Origin of the sequence: Paeniglutamicibacter quisquiliarum (assembly GCF_019084045.1) — a bacterium.
Lineage (GTDB): Bacteria > Actinomycetota > Actinomycetes > Actinomycetales > Micrococcaceae > Paeniglutamicibacter > Paeniglutamicibacter quisquiliarum.
This window is the reverse complement of sequence record NZ_JAHRED010000001.1, coordinates 90,390-106,818: the sequence shown is the minus strand read 5'-3', so window position 1 is coordinate 106,818 and position 16,429 is coordinate 90,390. Positions and strand designations below refer to the sequence as shown.

The following is a 16,429-nucleotide window of genomic DNA, read 5'->3' as shown; positions in this document are numbered from 1 at the left end:
GCCCCGCTACTCCCGTCCCTTGCCTTCATCCTCGTCGACAGCCGCGTCCACCTGCGGGATCATGCCGGTGGCCGGGCGCGGGGGCGTGAGCATCGAGGCATAGTCGTGCTCGGAGGAGTACTGCAGGAACGACAGGTGCGCCTCGTAGCGGTCCAGCACGTCGTTGATGACCTGCTCCTTGCTCAGGCCCATCAGGTCGTAGCCCTCGGTGCCGGTCTGGGTGAAGACCTCGAGGCGGTAATACACGTCGACCTCGCGGGACATGGTGCGGGCACCGAACGCGGGCACCGGGGCCTCGACCGCTGCCACCTGGTAGTGGAAATTGCGGTGGTCGTGCATGTGGACCACCAGGGTGTGCTCGTCGATGTGCGTCTTGGCATTGGGCGTGCTGCTCAGCACGGCGTCGTAGCCCAGCTCCCTGAACTCGTCCTTCACGTCCACCAGGGCCGGATGGATGGTCCTTTCCACAAACTGGGCCACCGCCTTGTTGGACGGATAGGCGCGCAATTGTCCCAGACGTTGGCGCCACGATTTCTCCGGCGCGGCGCCACCGTGCGCCGCCGTCGCGCGGCGGCGCATCACGTGGCCCTCGCGCTCGGCCCGCTCCATCCGCAGGACCTTGGAGAAGGACGCCATGACCAGGTAGGCGATGATCGTCACCGGCAGCGCGAAGATCAGCGTCGCGTGCTCCATGGTCGTCACCCCGCCGGCAATCAGCATCGCCACGGTCAGCACCGCGGTGACCAGGGCCCAGAAGATGCGCAGCCACTTGGCCCCGTCCTGCGAGGGGTCCGGGATGGAGGAAGAGAAGTTGGACATGACCATCGCGCCGGAGTTGGCGCTGGTCAGGTAGAAGAGCAGGCCCGAGAGCGTGGCCAGGCCGATCAGGAACGGGGCGCCGGGGAACATCTCCAGCAACGCGTACCAGCCGTGTTCGGGACTGGAGATCGCCTGCTCGGCGAATTCCCGGTTGCCGCCCAGGACCTCGTTCATGGCGCTGTTGCCGAAGATCGAGACGATGAAGAAGTCGCAGAGCACCGGGGCGGTGATCGCGGCAATGACGAACTCCCGCAGCGTGCGGCCGCGCGAAATGCGGGCCAGGAAGAGCCCGACGAACGGGCCCCAGGCCAGCCAGAAGGCCCAGAAGAAGAGGGTCCAGCTGCCCATCCACTCGGCCCCGCCGTCCTCGTAGGCGAAGGTCTGCAGGGTGCGTTCGGGCAGGGTGAAGATGAAGCGCCCGATGTTTTCCACCAGGGCGGTGAGCAGGAAGGAGGTCTTGCCGGTGACCAGGATGTAGAGCATCATGGCCGCGGCCGACCAGAGGTTCAGCTCGGAGACCAGCCGGATGCCCTTGTCCACCCCGGAGGTGCAGGCGGCGATGGTCATGATGACCGCCACCAGCACCAGGGCGATCTGCAGGGCCAGGCCCTCGGGCAGGCCGAAGAGCCAGGAGAAGCCGACGTTCAGCAGCACCACGCCGATGCCCATCGAGGTTGCCACGCCGAACACGGTGCCGACCAGCGCGAAGATGTCGATGACGTCGCCTGTCACCCCGCGCACGCGCTTGCCCAGCAGCGGGTAGAGGGCCGCGCGGATCGACAGCGGCATGCCCCAGCGGTAGGCGAAGTAGCCCATCGCCATGCCCAGCAGCGCATACATGGACCAGCCGGCGATGCCGTAGTGGAACATCGTCCACACCACCGCGTCCTGCGCCGCGGCGGCGGACTCGGGGTCGACCGAGGGCGGGGTGATGAACTGGGTGATGGGCCCGGTCACCGAGTAGAAGAGCATGTCGATGCCCACGCCCGCGGCGAAGAGCATCGCGACCCAGGTGAAGAGGTTGTATTGCGGCCTCGAGTGGTCCGGGCCCAGCCGGACGCTGCCCTCCTTGGAGAAGGCCACCCAAAGCACGAAGAGGACCACCAGGGTGACGGTGACGACGTAGAACCAGCCCAGGTTGATGGAGATCCAGGAGACCATCGAACGCATGGTGGCCGCGGCGTTGTCCGGGACGACGATGGCCCAGATGGAGAAGGCAAGAATGACGCCGGCGGAGATGAGGAAGACGCGCCAGTTGACCTTCGGGCCGGGATGCTCGACGAGCTCGGAGGGCCCCTTGCTCAGCTCGGTGCTGGTCATCGGGGCACGGAATTCCTCGGCCACCGGATCCTTGCGCCGTTCGCTGACGCCGAAACGGCTCCGCTCCGGCATGGACTCGGGACGTTCGGGCAACTGCCTCGGTCCGTCTTCTGGCTCAGCCACGTGGTTCTCCTTTGATCTGTGGACCAGGTGTCGCCACATGTCCGCCCACGAATTGAGGAACCGCTAGTCAAACGGTAGGAAGCGGGACCGGATGGACCTGTTGCACCTGATTGCCTGCTGTGCTCATCGTAGGCATTGTCTGCCGGAATCCGGAACATTGGCCGCGGTTATCTTAATCTCCACGCGGTACCGCCACGGGTCCGCTTTTTGTGCGGCCAACGGTCCATTCCAACTGTTCTACAGTGGTTTCATGGCCAATTCGCCGAGCGGGGACTCGATGCTGGACCGCCTCGTGCGGATCCTTGATGCCTTTGACGCGCAAAATCCCACGTTGACCGTCAATGCACTGGCCCGCCGGGCCGACGTGCCCCGGGCAACCACCTACCGCTTGCTGGAGAACCTTGTGTCCCACGGCCTGCTGGCACGCGATTCCGACGGACAGGTACGTCTCGGGCTGCGGTTGTGGGAACTGGCCAACCGAAGCGCCTCCACGCTGAACCTGCGCCAGGCCGCGCTGCCCTTCATGGAAGACATCAACCAGCTGGTGGGGCAAAACACCCAGCTCGCCGTGCTGCACGAGGACGACGTGCTGGTCATCGAGCGGCTCTCCCGCCCCGGTTCGGTGGTCAACCAGGCCAACGTGGCCGGACGCATGCCGGTGCACCTGACCTCCATGGGCATGGCACTGCTCGCGTACTCCCCCGCCAATGTGCTGGAAGGGTATTTGGAACGCCACGGGGACACCATGCATGGCCAGCACCCCAGGCTGCGGCATGAACTGGCCGAAATCCGGCGCACCGGATACGCGACCTTCGACGGGTTCATCGACACCGACACCACCGGCGCGGCGGTTCCGATCCTCGACGACCGGGGCCACGCGCTCGCGGTCCTGGCCGTGGTGGTCCCCCTCGGGTCGGACCTGCTGCCGGCGGCGGTCATGGCGTTGCAGACCGCGGCACGCGGCATTTCGCGCGCACTGGTTCCCGTACAGGAAGCCTAGGAGCGGCCCTATCAGGCGGGGGCGATGGGCGATAACTACCAGTTGAGCCGAGCCAAATCCGGCCTAGCTCCATTGCCCATGCAGCGCGGCCAACGCCTCCGTGACCATGGCGCTGCGACTGACCCCCTTCGGCATGGCAGCCACCAAGGAATTGGTCTGGGTTTCGTCCGATAGCGGACGGAACACCAGCGGGCGGTTTTCCATGCTGCTCTCGGTCGGCTGCATCAGCAGCGAGTACGCCAGGCCCCGGCCCACGATCGAGTGGATGGACGGCACATTGGCCAGAAGCCAGCCGACGTTGGCCGTGACGCCATGGCGCTGGAATTCCGCCAGCGTGTGCTGCAGCGCCGGCTCCAGGTTCAGGAAGGCCGCCGGGTACTGTGTCAGCTGCGCTAAACTGATTTCCTCGAATTCCGCCAGCGGATGCCCTGGGCTTACCACCACCTTGCGGTGGAATTCCTGAAGCACTTCCACCGTGCAGTCCTGCCCGAATTGGGTCTCGTAGCCGATGGACAGCTGCGTACGTCCGGCGAACAGCGCTTCCTGGATTTCGGGGCCGCTGCCCTCGACGAATGAGAGCTGCATCTCGGGATGGCGCGTGCAGAACCAGTCAATGAGGTGCGGGACGACGTGGACGGCCACCGTGGTGAAGACCCCGATGCTCAACCGGCCGGAGAGCCCGGCATGCACCTGGGAAACGGCGTCGCGCAGGCGCTCCACCTGCTCGGTGATGAATCGTGCGCGCGTGGCCACCTCCTGCCCCTCGGGTGTGAGCGCAATGCCGCGGCCGCGCTGGCGCATGGCGAGCGTGACACCCAGGGCATGTTCCAGTTGCCCGAGAGCCAGGCTCACCGCACCTTGGCTGACATGGCAGAGGCGCGCTGCATGGGTGACCGACTGGGTTTCCGCGACCGCCGCGAAGTACTCGAGTTGGCGCAGCGTTAGTTCACTCATTAGTTCTCCTTATGACCGTATGCAGTAATTCTAGCTAGGCAAATGTGATCGCCGACACCAAGATGGAGTGGAGCAAGCATCGGCCCGCAACGTTCCGGCCAGAATTCCTGCCAAGCCGACTCCCCATCCCATCCGCCGGAAAGCGAGAACCTCCACCATGACCGACGCCGAACACTCCGAACCGATTCCCTACGTTGTCACCCTGGGCACCGCCGGCGGCCCGCGCTGGTGGAAGGACCACGACGGAACCCCGCGCTTTGGCATTGCCACGGCCGTGGTCGTCGGTGAAACCTGGTACCTGGTCGATTGCGGCCAAGGTGCCGGGCGGCAGGCGAACGCGGCGGGCCTGTCGATGTCGAATCTGGGCGGAATCTTCATCACCCACATGCATTCGGACCACACCGTGGATTTGCCCTCGCTCTTGCTCTTTGGCGCGTTTGAACTCAAGAACAGCCCCCGCGGGCCGATTCCGGTGGTGGGGCCGGGCGACCGGGGCAAGCTTCCTCCCTTGTCGCCGCGAGCCACCTCGATGCCCGAACCCATCGCCCCCGATCGTCCGACCCCCGGCATCGAAGGCCTGGTCTCGGGAATCCTGGCCGCCTACGCCACCGACTGCAACGACCGGATCTTCGATTCCCTGGCAATTTCCCCCGCGGCACAGTTCGACCCGAGGGAGATCAAGCTGCCCGAGGGATTAGGTTTCGATCCCGACAGCAACGTGGCGCCGGACATGGAACCAATCGAAGTTTTCCGCGACGGCAACGTCACCGTGACCGCGATCCTCGTCTCTCACCACCCCACCGCACCGGCCTATGCGTTCCGCTTCGACACCCCCCACGGATCGGTGACGATCTCCGGGGACACCGCACCGTGCGCCAACATGGTCACCCTCGCCCGCGGCACCGACCTGCTGCTCCACGAGGCCATCAACCTCGACATCCTCGCAGCGCAGTACTCCGACGCACAGATGCTGCAGGCAACCATGGACCACCACCGCCGCGCCCACACCACGGCGGCGGAGGCGGGACAAATTGCCGCCGACGCAGGTGTCGCCCATCTGGCGCTGCACCACCTGGTGCCCAGCTACTCCCCACCGGAGGCCTGGACCGAGGCGCGAACGACTTTTGGCGGTGCCCTTTCGATCCCCGACGACCTCGAGATCATCCCTTTCGGGACGGCCTCCCGCGTCACGGGGAACCTGGCCGCATCCGGCACGAACAATCGCTAACATCCATCCCCAACACAGAAAGGACGTCGCCATGAGTCACCACGGACACGCCGCCGGAGCCCCGGCATCCGAAGGCAAGGTTTACCATGCCAGCCCCAAGGAGATGCGCAGGATCTTGTTCTCGAGCTTCCTGGGCACAGCCGTCGAGTATTACGATTTCATTCTTTACGCCACGGCCGCGGGAATCGTTTTCAACCAGGTGTTCTTTGCCGGCCTGGACCCAAATGCGGCGCTGTTCGTGTCCTTCGGGACCCTGGCCGTGGGCTACATTGCCAGGCCGCTGGGGGCGTTCCTGTTCGGCAACCTGGGCGACAAGATCGGCCGCAAGGCCATCCTGATCACCACGGTCCTGGCCATGGGCATCGCTTCCACCCTGATCGGACTGCTGCCGACAACGGCACAGATCGGCGTCTGGGCTCCCATCCTGCTGGTTTCGCTGCGCATCTTCCAGGGCCTGGCCGTGGGCGGGGAATGGGGCGGGGCGATGCTCCTGGCCTTCGAGAACTCCAAGAAGAGTTCCCGTGGCTTCGCATCGGCCTTTGCCTACATGGGCGCACCCGCGGGAACCATTCTGGGCACGTTGATCCTCTCCGCCATGTCCACCCTGCCCAAGGCCCAGTTTTTGGCCTGGGGCTGGCGAGTCCCGTTCGTGTTCTCCGCCGTGCTCATGATGCTGGCCATCTTCATCCGCATGCGGGTGTCCGAATCCAAGATCTTCACCGAGGTTTCCGCGGCCTCGCAGAAGTCCAAGAGGCGCATCCCGGTTGCGGATCTCTTCCGGGACCACCGCAAGCCGCTGCTGATCGCCATGGTTTCGGGACTCTCCGGCCAAATGGCACAGGGCCTCATGGGCGCTTGGGCGATCTCCTTTGCCGTGCAGCAGGCCGTCCTGGCCCAAACCGAGGTCCTGAACATCAAGGCCATCGGCGGCGTCTTCACCGTGCTGGCCATCATCACCGCCTCGAAGCTCAGTGACCGGCTGGGGCGGCGAAAGATCCTCATCTGGGGCAACGTCGGAGCCATCGTCCTTGCCTTCCCCGTCATGGCGTTGCTCGACATGGGCAGCACCATGGCGTTCATGCTGGCCATCGTGCTGGGCCTGAGCCTGGTCCAGGGCTTCACCTCCGGCCCCTACGGGGCCTTCGCCGGCGAGCTCTTCCCGACGGCGGTGCGCTACTCGGGGACCTCCATCGGCTACCAAATGGCCTCCACCCTCGGTGCCGGGTTCACCCCCATGATCGCCACCGCCCTGGTCATTGCCGGTGGCGGGGACCTCTGGCTGGTCGCCCTGCTGTGGATGTCCTTCTCGGCCATGTCCCTGGTTGCCCTGCTGTGTTCCAAGGACCGATCCGGCTCCGACATCCAGAACCTGGATGCGGACATGGGTGAGGATGGCCCAGCCCCGGTTTCCGAGCCCTTGCACCGTGACGGCAGTGTGGCACTTCAACGCTGAGCTCCCATAGGACATCGATGTCCGGTACGGACGACGTGGTCTGCACCGGACATCGATGCTTCAGACGATTAGTCCGGACGACACCGGATTCCCGTCTGGATACGGCCGCGGGAGCAATGGTGCTACCGCTACCGTCCTTCCGCCGAGTCAAATACGTCGGTGGCCACGATGGCAGTCGAATCAGCCAGTTTCGGCGAGCGCATGAACGCGATGGCGACAGCAGCCACCAGCACCACGACGCCCACACCCAGGTACAGCTGGCCCGCGGTCCAGGCGGCATCCAGCAGTGCACCGGCCGCCAGCGGCGCAAGGATTGCACCAAAGCGCCCAATGCCGATGGCCCAGCCCACGCCGGTTCCTCGGGTCTGCGGGGCGTAGGAGGCGGGAGCCAAGGTGTACAGGCCCGCGATGCAGCCATTGATGAGCATGCCCACGACGATGCCCATGGCAAACGCAACGGCCAGGATGCCCACCGCCGAAATGAACACCACCATGGTGATCGAGGAGAGCACGGTAAAGGAAAGCAATACCTTTCGGGGTTGCCACTTGGTCGTCAGTGCGCCGAAGAGCAAGGAACCAAAGGTTCCTCCGAGAGTGAGCATGAGGCCTCCGACAACGCCCTGGCTTTCGGTCATGCCGGCGGTCACCAGCAGTTTCGGTGTCCAGCTGTTCACGAAGTAGAAACCGAACATTGTGGCAAAGAAGGCCACCCAGATCAGGCCGGTGGCACGTCGGTTGGCCGGCGAGAACAGCGCCGTCAGCTGCTGGCCCTTCACTCCCCGACCCGCGGGACGGCCGGCGAGCTCGGGAAGCAGGACGGTATCCGGGCCAAGACGGAGCTTGGTTGCCAGCGCCACCAGCCGCTGCTCGGCACGCTGCGGCCGCTTGGTGACCAAGAAGTCCACGGACTCGGGCACGACCGCCAGCAGCAGGAGGAAGGCAACGGTGGTCGCAATGCCGCCAAAAACGAAGACCGCACGCCAGCCATAGCTGGCCTGCAGCGACACCGCCGCCATGCCGCCGAGCGTGGCACCCACGCCGTAGCCGGCGGTGTAGATGCTCACGGCCATGCCGCGCCAGCGCTTGTTGGAGTATTCGCTGGTGATGACGTTGGTGCAGGCCAGGATGCCGCCCACGCCCAGCCCTGTGACCACGCGCCACAGGCCCAGGTCGGTCACCGAGTGCGCCGTGGAGGAAAGGAACATGCCGACGGCTGCCAGTCCCGTGGTGAACAGCAGCATTGGACGGCGGCCGAAGACATCGGCAAAGGGTGCGAGGAACAGTGAGCCCGCGGCCATGCCGAGCAGTCCGGCGCTGAGCAGGACGCCGAGTTGGGAGCCACTGAGTCCGAATTCGGTGGAGACGCGGTTGGCGGTGAAGGCCATGGCCAAGACGTCGAATCCGTCCAGGGCGTTGAGGAAGGTACAAACGCCGACGACGACCCACTGGAAGGGCGACATGGGCGAGGTGTCTATGCGTTCTCTGATGTTCATGGTGTTTTTCTTCCGGTTTTTTGGGCTCGACAAATCACCCGCCAAGGATCCTGTTGGGGTCCTTGGGGGTGACGTGTCGATCGGGCGGGGTCTAGTTTGGTTCGATGGTGATGACGGCGGGACCAACTGCATCGGCCCGGGAACCGGTGGCGGAGGTGACCGCGCGCGAGACGCAGCAGTTCATCTTGGTGGAGAGCCGTTGCTGGCGCTCTGAATAGAACACGTCGCGGTGGTCGATGGCACCGGTGAGTTCCAGGATGCGGACCTCGCAGAGCCCGCATTCGCCCTTGCGGCAGTCGAACATCATCTCCGCCCCGGCGTCCTCGAGGGCTTCGAGCATGGAACGTCCCTGCGGGACCTTGACCTCGAGGTCGAGCTTGGGAACCCTGACGATGAATTCCTCGGGGTCGTACCAGCCGCTATTGCCGAACGTCTCGTAGCGCAGGTTCGGGGCATCGAGTTCGCGTTCGACCCAGCTGCGGCGCACCGCATCCATCAGGCGGATCGGTCCGCACATGTACAGCTCGGTGCCGGCATCCGCGCGCCCCACCAGTTCGGGGACCTTCAGCGAGGAGCCCTCGTCATCGACGTGGACCTGCAGCCTTTCCCCGTGCAGTTCTGCCAGCTCGCCCAGATATGCCATGGCGCCGCGGCTGCGACCCACGTACACCAGCGTGTAGTCGGCCTTGAGCCGCTTGAGCACCGCTGCCATGTTGGCGATGGCGGTGATGCCGATGCCGCCGGCGAGCAGGATGTACCGTTGCGCGCCGACGCGCAACGGGAAGTTCTGCAGCGGTTGGGTGATTTCCAGCCGCTGGCCAACCGCGAGCCCGTGCATGAAGATCGAGCCGCCCCGCGAGAGCGGTGCCCTCATCACGCTGATCACCAACCGCGTCCCGTCGTCGCTGGATTCGACCACCGAGTAGGAGCGCTTCGCCGGCTCCCCGTCGATCTCGACCATGAGATCGATGTGCGATCCCGGTTCCGCCTTAAGCGGCAGGGAGGGCTCCAGCACGATGCGTGCGATGCCGTCGGCCACCGGGGTTGTCTCGATGACGGTGGCCGATTGCCAGGTTTCAATGTTTGTTGCTGCCATGGTCCTTGTCCGTTTTCTGGGGTTTCCCGTTGCGCCGCCGTTAGGCGGAGGCGACTAGACGGCCCTCGGCGGCCAACATGGACTCGAGGATGCGCCTCACCCACATGCCGCCGGCATCGATGTTCAGGTTGTAGAACTCGTAATCGGGGTTGGCGTCAATGGCCGCCTGCTGCGCCTGAAGCATTTCCTCGTCCTCGCCAAAGACCCCGTGCACGCCGTCGCGCAGCTGCGTGGTGATCAGCTGGCTGTCCAGGCAGTAATTGCGCATGAAGGCCCAGAAGTAATGGGAGGAACGGTCGGTCTCCGGGGTGATGGTGTTCATCACGAAGCCATTGACGCCCTGGCTGCGGTCGCCCTCCGGGGCGCCGGTGCCGGCCTTGGCAACGCCCACGTCGATGCTGATGGTCGAGGGCGCCTCGAAGTTGATGATCTGCCAGCGGTCGACCTTGCCTTCGAAGCCGGGGAACTTGTCGCGCATGTTCTTTAGCCAAAACGGCGGGGCGTCGATGTTGTGCATCCACCGGGTGACCGTGACCTTGTTGCCCTCGCGGACGGTGACGAAATCGGATTCGCTCAGTTCCTCCTGGCCGATCGTGGAGGAGTGGACGAACTCCTCGTGGGTCAGGTCCATGAGGTTGTCCAGCACCAGCTGGTAATTGCAGGCAGCGTGGATGGTCAGCCCGTCTCCGGCCCATTCATCGCTGGTCATCTGGTGCATGTCGGGCACCAGGTCCGGGTCGGCCAGGGTCGGGTCACCCATCCAGATCCACACGTAGCGGTAGCGCTCCACGGTCGGGAAGGAAGGGACCGTGGCGGACGGGTTGATGGTTTCCTGTGCGGGCATGGAGACGCAGCGACCGGCGGAGTTGTAGACAATGCCGTGGTACGGGCACTGGATTCCGTCCTTGCCCACGGTCTTTCCCATGGAGAGCGGGGCCAATCGGTGCCAGCAAGCGTCGGCCAGTGCCACGATCTTTCCGTCCTCGGTGCGATAGAGCGCCACCGGGCGGTTGGCAATGCGGCGGGACATGGGCTTGCGGGTGACCTCGTGGTCCCAGGCAGCGACGTACCAGGCATTGAGCGGGTGGGGCAGGATCTTGTTCGTGGTGGAGCTGGTCGCGGCGACGGCGGTCATGGGGATTCCTTTCGATGCGGCAGATAACTACCTATCGACATAGTTAGTGACGTTCCTCATAGACTAACTACCGATATAGTGATTGGCAACACCTAGGTACCGGAAAGTTGCCATGAGTCTTCCCAACGCATTGCTGGCCCTGCTCGTCGTCGAGCCCATGACCGGGTACGACCTGCACAAACAGTTCGAGTCCTCCGTCGGGCACGTCTGGCATGCCCCCGATTCGCAGATCTATCCCGCGCTCAAGCGCATGGAGGCCGAGGGGTTGCTCGAAGGCGAGGACATCCCTTGGGGTCCGCGCGGCAAGAAGCGCCAGTACCACGTCACCGCGGCCGGACGGGCCGCGTTCAGGAACTGGATGAACACGCCGCTGGAATATGCGCGCACCCGCGACCCCGCCCACCTCAAGGCCGCCTACCTGGAATGGGCAGAACCCGACGCCGCCCGCCGGCAGTTGCGTGCACACATCGAACACCACGCCGGACTGCTTGAACAGTGGCGGGACACCGTGCGGGAAATCGAGGACGGCACCAGCACCATGCTCAATCGCCGCTTGGCCCACACTCCGGATGCAGACCAAGAAAAGACCCGGGCCTACAAGCTCTTTACCTACGAGGGGCTGATGTCCCAGGCCGAAGCCGAAATCGCCTGGGCACGGCGTGGCCTGAAGCTCGTCGACCGGCTCAACCCCTGAGCCAGACCAGCCCACGTCCTGCACGTTAAACGCCCGGGACGCTGTAGGCCCGCAATCCCCTCGGATAGGGAAATGCGGACGGACAGCGTCCCGGGGAACGGCGTTGCCGGCTACTTGGCGACCATGGTGATGGCTCCCTCGGGGCGGTGCCCCTGCTTGGCCTTCTGGATTTCCGCGTAGACGTGGTGGCGCAGTTCGGTGAAGCGCGGCAGCGACCGGGTCTCCAGCTGGTCGCGTTCGGCCGGCAGGTCGATGACGATGTCCTCCTGCACGATGGTCGGCGATGAGGAGAGGATGATGACGCGCTCCCCCAGGTAGATCGACTCGTCGATGTCATGGGTAACGAACAGGACGGTCACGCCCAGTTTTTTCCAGACGCTGCGGATCAGGTCCTCCAGGTCCGCACGGGTCTGCGCATCGACGGCCGCGAAGGGCTCGTCCATCAAAAGCACCTCCGGCTGGTACGCCACCGCCCGGGCGATCGCCACGCGCTGCTGCATGCCGCCGGAAAGCTGCCACGGGTAGGACTTGGGCACATGCGCCAGGCCCACGGCCTCCAACGCCTCGGCCACCAGGCGCTTGCGTTCCTCCTTGGGAACCCCCGCGTTCTTCAGCGGCAGCTCGACGTTCTCCGCCACGCGCAGCCACGGGAACAGGGAGCGGCCGTATTCCTGGAAGACGACCGCCATCTTCTTCGGCGGCCCGGTGACCTTTTGCCCGTCAAGCAGCACCTCCCCGGAGGTGCTCCCCAGCAGGCCGGCGATGCACTTGAGCAGCGTGGTCTTGCCCGAGCCCGAGGGCCCGACCAGGCAGACCAGTTCGCCGCGGCCCAGGTCGAAGGTCAGGTTCCGCACCGCCTCGATGTCCCCGGCGTCGGTGTGATAGACCTTCTTCAGGTTCCGCACCGAGAGCAGTGCCTGCCCCTCGGGCAGGGTACGGCCTCCGGCGTGGGACGTGGGATTGTTAGACAGCATTTTCAACCTCTTTCAGGCCGTGGTACCAGCGCAGCACGCGCCGTTGGACCCATTGGAAGATAAAGGACAAGGCCACACCGATCAGCCCCAGGACCACGATGCCTGACCACATCTCCGGAACCGCGAAGGACCGCTGGAACTGCACGATGGTGAACCCCAGGCCGGAGGACGAGGCAAACATTTCGGAGATGACCATCAGGATCAACCCGATCGACAGGGCCTGGCGGACCCCGGCCATGATGGTGGGGGTGGCCGAGGGCAGGATCTGGTAGCGGATCCGGGCGAACCCGGTGATCCCGTAGGAGCGCGATGTCTCGTTCTGCACCGGGTCGATGGAGCGCACGCCCTCGATGGTGTTCAGCAGCACCGGCCAGATGCAGCCGGAGATGATCACGGCGATCTTCATCCCGTCGTTGATGCCCACCAAAAGCATCAATACCGGAACCAAGACCGGCGGCGGCAGCGCCCGGAAGAACTCAAACACCGGCTCGGTCACCGCGCGCAGCGTGCGGTTCAGGCCCACGGCCAGCCCCAGGGCGATTCCCAGCACGATGGCGGCGAGCACCCCGAACACCAGGCGCATGATGCTCGGCAGCACGTCGGTGAGCATCCGCTCCCCGAACCAGGTCTCGACGAAGGTCGTGACCAGCCTTGAGGGCGTGGGCACGAAGAAGTTCGGCTCCCCGGAGGTGGCCAGCCACCACCAGGCCAGCAGGATGACGGGCAACCCCAGCAGGTAGCCAATGGATTTCAGGGTTTTCATGCCGTCGCCTCCCCGCGAACCGACGGGTGCCAGGACAGGACCCGCTTCTCCACCACACGCGTCACACCGTTGATCGCCACCCCGAGGAACCCGGTGGCCAGGATCAGCGCATACATCCCGGCGATGGCGCCGCCGGACTGCGCCAGGGAAATCTCCTTGCCCAGGCCGGGCGACCCGATCAGCAGTTCCGCGGTGATCGCCAGGATCAGCGCCACCGAGGCGGCCAACCGGATGCCCGTCATCAGGTACGGCAGCATCGTGGGGAACACGACGTCCCGCACCCGCTGCAGGTAGGAGAACCCGTAGGACTTGGCGGTCTGCATCGCCACGTTGTCCACGTCCGCCACCCCGTAGAGCACCTGGATCAGCACCTGCCAGAAGCAGGCGTAGACGATCAGCAGCAGCGCGGACTCGATCTTGATGCCAAAGAGCAGCACCGCCAGCGGGATCAGCGCCACCGACGGGATCGGGCGCAGGAACTCGATGGTCGAGTTCGTGAAACGCCGCAGGAACGGCGACATCCCGATCACCAGGCCCAGCACCAGGGCCGCGGCCACGGCCATCGCCAGGCCGATCGCCCAGGCCAGCATGGTGTCGCCCACCGCCACCCAGAAGGCCGTCAGCCCCAGGTCCGTGACAAGTGCGGCAAGGACCTCGGAGGCCGGTGGCAGGTACTTGGCCTGCACCGCACCGATCACCGGCATCAACTCCCAGAAACCCAGGAACGCCACAATGCCGATCAGCCCCAGCACCCACTTCGGCAGGCCCTTGGACGGCGCGCGGGAGGCCTTGGCCCGCACCGCGGCACGTGTGGACGATTCAGTCATCTGGGTCATGGCAGCAGTACCTGGAGGTCAACCGGCTTGTCGATGGCGCCGAATTCCTGGGCAGCGTCGCCGAGCTTCTGTGCTGCTTCGGTGTTGATGTCCACGCGGTAGCGCGGCATCACGAGCTTTCCTCGGGTTTCCTCATCGATCTTGGTGTAGGTGCCCACGATGTCGCGGACTTCCTGCGGGTTCTCCTGGGCATATTCGAGCGACTTGTTCATGGCGCGCTGGAACTTGGCCGTCAGCTCCGGCTCCGCGGCGACCTTCTCGGCGGAGGTGAAGTAGCCGGCGATGTCCAGTTCCGGATCGAAGTCCACGAAGTTGTGGCTGACGACCCGGGAGCCGTCTTCGAGCGACGTGGCCAGGAAGGGATCGAGGATCCAGGCGGCATCAACAATGCCGTTTTCCAGTGCAGCCGGTGCCTCGGGGAACGGAACCTCGACGAAGTCGACCGTGTTCGGGTCTCCACCGTCGTCCTTGACGATCTGGGACACGGTGATGTCGCCGATGTTGGAGAGGTTGTTGACCGAGACCTTCTTGCCGGCAAGGTCCTTGGGGCTCTTGATCGGCGAGTCCTTCGGGACCACGACGGCACCGAAGTCCTTGTCCGCGTTGCCGGTGGTGGTCACGCCGTTGGCCACCACCTTCATGCTCAGGCCCTTGTCGTTGGCGACCATGAGCGAGACCAGGTTGGAGAAGGCAAAGTCGTAGCTTCCGGACTGGATTCCCGGGACGATGGCCGATCCACCGGTGGCGGTCTGGATGTCCAGGTCCAGCCCCTCGGCTTCGAAGAAGCCCTTGGAGTCTCCGAGGAAGATCGGGGCGGTGTCCACGATCGGGATGACACCCACGGTGATCTTTTCCAGCCCGCCCGGACCGGAGGCTGCGGCGCTGTCGGCGGCGGTGCCGCTGGGTGAGCCCGAACCGCAGGCGCCCAATGCGAGGATTCCCAAGGCGGCCACTGCGAGTGTGAGTTTGTTCTTCATGGTCGTCGATAGTCCTTAGCTGGTGTGAACCGGCGGGGTCGTCCCGCCGAAGGTCTTGCGCAAGTCGGTTTTGCGGATCTTGCCGCTGGCGGTGCGTGGGAAATCGTCCGTGAGCACCACGCTGCGCGGGATCTTGTACTTGGCCAGGCGCCCGGCCAGGTGTTGCTGGATTTGTGTTTCGGTGATGTCGGCGCCGGCGGCCGGCACGACGACTGCCCGGGGAACCTCGCCCCACTTCTCGTCCGGGACACCGATGACGGCCACCGAGGCCACTCCCTCGAGCTCCATGATCGCCTGCTCAACTTCGGCCGGGTAGATGTTCTCCCCGCCCGAGATGATCATGTCCTTGAGTCGGTCGGAGATGTACAGGAACCCCTCGTCATCCAGGTACCCCATGTCCCCGGAACGGAACCAGTGGCCGTCTATGAAGGCCGACTCGCTGGCTTCGGGAAGTTGCCAGTATTCCTTGATCACATTCGGGCCCGAGATCAGGATCTCGCCGGCCTGGCCGGCCGGCAGCTCGGCACCGGCGGGGTCGACAATCATGACGTCGGTGAAGAAATGCGCCAGTCCGGCCGATCCTGCCTTGGAGCGGGAACGTTCGGCCTGCAGGGAGGTGGCCCCCGGCGCGGTTTCGGTCATGCCGTAGCCGCCGGAGAATCCCAGCCCCCGCTTTTGGTAGGCCTCGAGCACGCGCATCGGGACGGCGGATCCGCCGCAGGTGAGCATGCGCAGCGAGGAAATGTCCGTCGTTTCCCAGGCCGGGTGCTCGGCCAGCATCTGGTAGGTGGTCGGAACCCCGGAGAGCGAGGTGATCGAGTGGCGCTCCACTGCCGCCAACACTGCCGAGGGCTCGAAGCGGTCCTGGAGCACCAGGGTTCCGCCCTTGAGCAGCGTCGGCAGCGCGCCCATGCCCAGCGAGGCGACGTGGAACATTGGGGCGATCATCAGCGCCTTCGCATCGCTGGTCACGTCGTAGTCGACCAGGACGTTGAGGGCATTCCAGGTCATGTTACCGTGGGTCAGCACCGCACCCTTGGGCCGTCCGGTGGTTCCGGAGGTGTACAGGATGATGGCCGGGTCCTCGTGGCCGACGGCTAAGTCCCGGTATCCGGCGTCCGCGGCCAAAAGTGCGCGCTCATAGGCCGAGTCGGCCCCGGGCTCGTCGTCGAGCACCATGTGGTGCTCGACGGGGCTTTCAGCGATGGCCGCCAGCGCCAGATCCTGCAGGGAGACCGGGTTGATAAGCACGGTGCTGCCCGAGTCGGTTAGCGCGTAGTTCAGTTCACGCGGGGTCAGTCGGGTATTGAGCGGAACGAAGATGGCACCGATGCCGCCGCAGGCAAACAATGTCTCCAGGAAGGCGGAGTGGTTGTTGCCCAGGTAGGCCACGCGGCCGCCCTTTTCCACTCCCAACGAGCGGAGCGCGTTGGCCAGCCTGTCGATACGGGTCGCCAGCTGCGCGTAACTGAGGAGTTTTTCCCCTTCAATGACGGCAGCGTGGTCCCGCGACTTGACGCGGCGCTTGTGGATCCAGCCGCCGAGGCCTTGGTTGAGCATGGGT

14 protein-coding genes are annotated in these 16,429 nt (G+C 65.0%); 4 read left to right on the top strand and 10 right to left on the bottom strand.

The genetic code is table 11. The annotated features are described in order from the left end of the window. Positions 1-6 precede the first annotated feature (6 nt). Positions 7-2,211, bottom strand: a complete 2,205-nt coding sequence (betT, locus tag KRR55_RS00500; RefSeq protein ID WP_217387647.1) for a choline BCCT transporter BetT — start codon at positions 2,209-2,211, stop codon at positions 7-9. A gap of 301 nt (positions 2,212-2,512) precedes the next feature. Between betT and KRR55_RS00495 the strand changes: the two genes are divergently transcribed. Further along, a complete protein-coding gene (locus KRR55_RS00495) occupies positions 2,513-3,262 on the top strand; it encodes an IclR family transcriptional regulator (protein WP_217387087.1) in 750 nt (249 codons plus the stop codon). Positions 3,263-3,325: 63 nt separating this feature from the next. Here KRR55_RS00495 and KRR55_RS00490 read toward each other — a convergent pair whose 3' ends face one another. Further along, complete coding sequence (locus tag KRR55_RS00490) at positions 3,326-4,216, bottom strand: LysR family transcriptional regulator (RefSeq protein WP_217387086.1); 891 nt, start codon at positions 4,214-4,216, stop codon at positions 3,326-3,328. 157 nt (positions 4,217-4,373) lie between these two features. On the opposite strand from KRR55_RS00490, the gene KRR55_RS00485 reads away from it, so the two are divergent. Continuing rightward, positions 4,374-5,444, top strand: a complete 1,071-nt coding sequence (locus KRR55_RS00485) for an MBL fold metallo-hydrolase (protein WP_217387085.1) — start codon at positions 4,374-4,376, stop codon at positions 5,442-5,444. 31 nt (positions 5,445-5,475) lie between these two features. Continuing rightward, complete coding sequence (locus KRR55_RS00480; protein ID WP_217387084.1) at positions 5,476-6,897, top strand: MFS transporter; 1,422 nt, start codon at positions 5,476-5,478, stop codon at positions 6,895-6,897. Positions 6,898-7,025: 128 nt separating this feature from the next. Here KRR55_RS00480 and KRR55_RS00475 read toward each other — a convergent pair whose 3' ends face one another. The 3 genes from KRR55_RS00475 to KRR55_RS00465 form a co-directional block, all read right to left on the bottom strand. Then, complete coding sequence (locus KRR55_RS00475; protein WP_217387083.1) at positions 7,026-8,390, bottom strand: MFS transporter; 1,365 nt, start codon at positions 8,388-8,390, stop codon at positions 7,026-7,028. A gap of 91 nt (positions 8,391-8,481) precedes the next feature. Further along, positions 8,482-9,486 carry a PDR/VanB family oxidoreductase gene (locus tag KRR55_RS00470; protein ID WP_217387082.1) on the bottom strand — a complete coding sequence of 335 codons (1,005 nt, stop codon included), beginning with the start codon at positions 9,484-9,486 and terminating at the stop codon, positions 8,482-8,484. Between the two features lie 40 nt (positions 9,487-9,526). Next, positions 9,527-10,621 (bottom strand): aromatic ring-hydroxylating dioxygenase subunit alpha, encoded by a 1,095-nt coding sequence (locus KRR55_RS00465; protein ID WP_217387081.1) that lies wholly within the window; start codon positions 10,619-10,621, stop codon positions 9,527-9,529. A 112-nt stretch (positions 10,622-10,733) separates the two neighbouring features. Here KRR55_RS00465 and KRR55_RS00460 point away from each other — a divergent pair, with 112 nt between their 5' ends. Then, positions 10,734-11,315: a PadR family transcriptional regulator gene (locus tag KRR55_RS00460; RefSeq protein ID WP_217387080.1), complete on the top strand. Its 582-nt coding sequence runs from the start codon at positions 10,734-10,736 to the stop codon at positions 11,313-11,315. A gap of 110 nt (positions 11,316-11,425) precedes the next feature. Here the strand turns inward: KRR55_RS00460 and KRR55_RS00455 are convergent, their stop codons facing one another. Genes KRR55_RS00455 through KRR55_RS00435 form a run of 5 tightly spaced genes read right to left on the bottom strand, consistent with a single transcriptional unit; the run spans position 11,426 to position 16,425 of the window. Beyond that, positions 11,426-12,289: an ABC transporter ATP-binding protein gene (locus tag KRR55_RS00455; RefSeq protein ID WP_217387079.1), complete on the bottom strand. Its 864-nt coding sequence runs from the start codon at positions 12,287-12,289 to the stop codon at positions 11,426-11,428. Next, complete coding sequence (locus KRR55_RS00450) at positions 12,279-13,052, bottom strand: ABC transporter permease (protein WP_217387078.1); 774 nt, start codon at positions 13,050-13,052, stop codon at positions 12,279-12,281. Before KRR55_RS00450 ends, KRR55_RS00455 begins: the two co-directional genes overlap by 11 nt. Then, a complete protein-coding gene (locus tag KRR55_RS00445; RefSeq protein WP_418888822.1) occupies positions 13,049-13,879 on the bottom strand; it encodes an ABC transporter permease in 831 nt (276 codons plus the stop codon). Before KRR55_RS00445 ends, KRR55_RS00450 begins: the two co-directional genes overlap by 4 nt. A gap of 5 nt (positions 13,880-13,884) precedes the next feature. After that, entirely contained in the window at positions 13,885-14,865 is a 981-nt protein-coding gene (locus KRR55_RS00440) for an ABC transporter substrate-binding protein (RefSeq protein ID WP_217387076.1), read from the bottom strand. Between the two features lie 15 nt (positions 14,866-14,880). Then, positions 14,881-16,425: an acyl-CoA synthetase gene (locus KRR55_RS00435; protein WP_217387075.1), complete on the bottom strand. Its 1,545-nt coding sequence runs from the start codon at positions 16,423-16,425 to the stop codon at positions 14,881-14,883. Positions 16,426-16,429 lie beyond the last annotated feature (4 nt).